Here is a 2,888-nt window from a genome sequence, read left to right as displayed (position 1 = left end):
AAAACCATTTTTGAAAAGTACTCCGCAACCTTTTCACGCCGCGCGCTTACCATCGCCGATCGCTCCGTAGGCATTTTGAGCAACGGTTTTAACACCGAGAATGCAGAAAAAATCGCTCGTATCATTTACGAAGAAACCAAGGTTGGCGCAGTTGCAATTACTGACCAAGAGAAGATTTTGGCGTTTGTCGGCATTGGCGATGACCACCATAGACCGAATACGCCTATTTCATCGCAAAGCACATTAGATTCGATGGAAAAAAATGACATCATCTACCTTGATGGTACAGAGCGTCCGTATCAGTGTTCTTTGGCGAAAGATTGCAAACTCGGTTCGGCGTTGATCATTCCATTGCGTGCGGGTAAAGCGGTCATCGGAACAATCAAACTCTATGAACCTAAGCGTAAGCTGTTCTCAACCGCCAACATGTCAATGGCAGAAGGGATAGCTCAGTTGCTCTCCAGCCAAATTTTGTATGGCGATTATCAGCAACAACAAGCGCTGTTAGCGCAGGCAGAAATCAAACTGCTGCACGCGCAGGTAAACCCTCACTTTTTGTTTAACGCGCTCAATACCATCAGTGCGATTACACGCCGCGACCCCGATAAAGCCCGCGAATTAATTCAAAATTTATCGCACTTTTTCCGCAGCAACTTAAAACAGAACATTAATACGGTGACGCTGAAAGAAGAGTTGGCACACGTCAATTCTTACCTCAGTATCGAAAAAGCACGCTTCACGGATCGCTTGGAAGTAGAAATAGATATCGACCCAGAGTTGCTCGATATCAAGCTGCCAAGTTTCACACTTCAACCCTTGGTGGAAAATGCCATCAAACACGGCATCTCCAATATGCTTGAAGGTGGAAAAGTTAAAATTTACAGCGAAGCGCACCCTCAAGGACACCTGATTACGGTCGAGGACAACGCAGGCAGTTTCCAGCCACCAAAAGACAACCACTCAGGTTTAGGCTTGGAAATTGTAGACAAACGTCTCACTAATCAATTTGGGCGTGACTCAGCGCTAAAAATTGCGTGTGTGACGCATCAATTTACTAAAATGAGCTTTATCATTCCCCCAAAATCATAAACCCAATCAGCAGCAATAAAGGTAATGTTGGATGTTAACCGCACTCGTCATTGATGATGAACAGTTTGCTCGAGAAGAGCTGGCAGAGCTCTTGGATGAAACAGGTCAAGTGGAGGTGGTCGGTGATGCGTCCAATGCCATCTTGGGCCTCAAAAAAATCAACGAGCTCAAACCTGATGTGGTGTTCTTAGATATCCAAATGCCTCAAGTGACCGGGATTGAGCTGCTTGGCATGCTCGATCCTGAAACCATGCCGTATGTGGTTTTTGTTACCGCTTATGACCAATACGCAATCCAAGCTTTTGAAGATAACGCGTTTGATTATCTCCTCAAACCTGTCGACCCATGCCGCTTGAACAAAACCGTTAAGCGCCTAAACAAGGTGATCAGTCAATCAGCGTTAACTCAACAACTGTCTGCGATTACACCCGATACTTTGGATCAAATTCCTTGTATTGGACACAATCGGATTGTGATCATGGCAACCGAGACGGTGGAATGTGCTTATAGCGATATTAGCGGTGTGCATGTACGTTCCACCAGCCAAACAGCAAGCACTCAGCTCACGTTAAAAACACTGGAAGAAAAAACGCCCTTAGTGCGTTGTCATCGCCAATATTTAGTGAGCATTAAGGCCATCAGTGAAATCAAGCTGCTGGAAAATGGTCTAGCCGAAATCATCACTAAAACAGGCTTTGAGATCCCAGTAAGCCGTCGTTACCTCAAAGTACTCAAAGAGATGCTAGGTATCAGCCACTAAGTGCCGAATATGAGCGAAACATACGATCAAAAAAGGCGACCTTGAGGTCGCCTTTTGAATATTCGATAAATGGATATCAGTCCACTTGCTTGATTTGCAGCTCTTTTGGTACTTCGAAGAACATGTTTTCTTCTCGACCTAAGACTTCATCGACTGAGCGTGCACCCACTAGCTCTTTGATACGCTCAAGAATCTGATTCACCAACTCTTCTGGCGCAGAAGCACCCGCTGTCACACCTACTTTTGTCTTGCCTTCAAACCACTCTGGCTTGATATCTTCAGGACAATCCGTCAAGTAACCAGGCGTGCCAAGTTTCTCAGCCAACTCTTTAAGACGAGTAGAGTTTGAAGAATTCTTAGAACCCACAACCACCATTACATCCACATCACCAGCCAGCTCTCGCACGGCATCTTGGCGGTTTTGTGTTGCGTAACAAATATCGTCTTTACGTGGGCCTTGGATGTCAGGAAATACGCGGCGTAGCTCTTCAATCACATCAGCGGTTTCATCGACAGACAATGTGGTTTGGCTTACATAGTGCAGATCCGATGGATCTTTTACGATCGCTTTTAGTTTCTCAACGTCCGCAGGAGTTTCCACTAAGTACATGCCGCCAGTTTCGCTTGAGTACTGACCCATGGTACCTTCGACTTCTGGGTGACCAGCATGACCAATCAGAACCACTTCCATATTGCGGCGGCTTGCACGCGCAACTTCCATATGAACTTTCGTTACCAATGGGCAGGTTGCATCAAATACCGTCAGATCACGCTGTTTTGCTTCTTGGCGAACCGCTTGCGATACACCATGAGCAGAGAAAATCACGATGTTGTTGTCAGGCACTTCATGTAGCTCTTCAACGAAGATAGCGCCTCGTTGCTTTAGCCCCTCAACCACAAAACGGTTATGTACCACTTCATGGCGAACATAAATCGGTGGCTGATACAGCTCTAGCGCACGCTCTACGATGCTAATCGCACGGTCAACACCAGCACAAAAACCGCGTGGGTTAGCTAATAGGATTTTCATTTCATTGCT

3 protein-coding genes are annotated in these 2,888 nt (G+C 46.1%); 2 read left to right on the top strand and 1 reads right to left on the bottom strand.

What is annotated here, in order from left to right:
- Together R7P67_RS22975 and btsR are read left to right on the top strand one after the other, a co-directional pair.
- Positions 1-1,089: histidine kinase (locus tag R7P67_RS22975; protein ID WP_318086099.1), on the top strand; the 1,089-nt coding region annotated here is incomplete at its 5' end.
- Between the two features lie 31 nt (positions 1,090-1,120).
- Positions 1,121-1,849: a two-component system response regulator BtsR gene (gene btsR / locus R7P67_RS22970; RefSeq protein ID WP_005460295.1), complete on the top strand. Its 729-nt coding sequence runs from the start codon at positions 1,121-1,123 to the stop codon at positions 1,847-1,849.
- Positions 1,850-1,925: 76 nt separating this feature from the next.
- Here the strand turns inward: btsR and ispH are convergent.
- The coding region (ispH, locus tag R7P67_RS22965; protein ID WP_318086098.1) for a 4-hydroxy-3-methylbut-2-enyl diphosphate reductase at positions 1,926-2,888 on the bottom strand (963 nt) is incomplete at its 5' end.

Source organism: Vibrio sp. Vb0937 (assembly GCF_033338855.1).
This window is presented reverse-complemented; position numbering and strand designations above follow the sequence as displayed.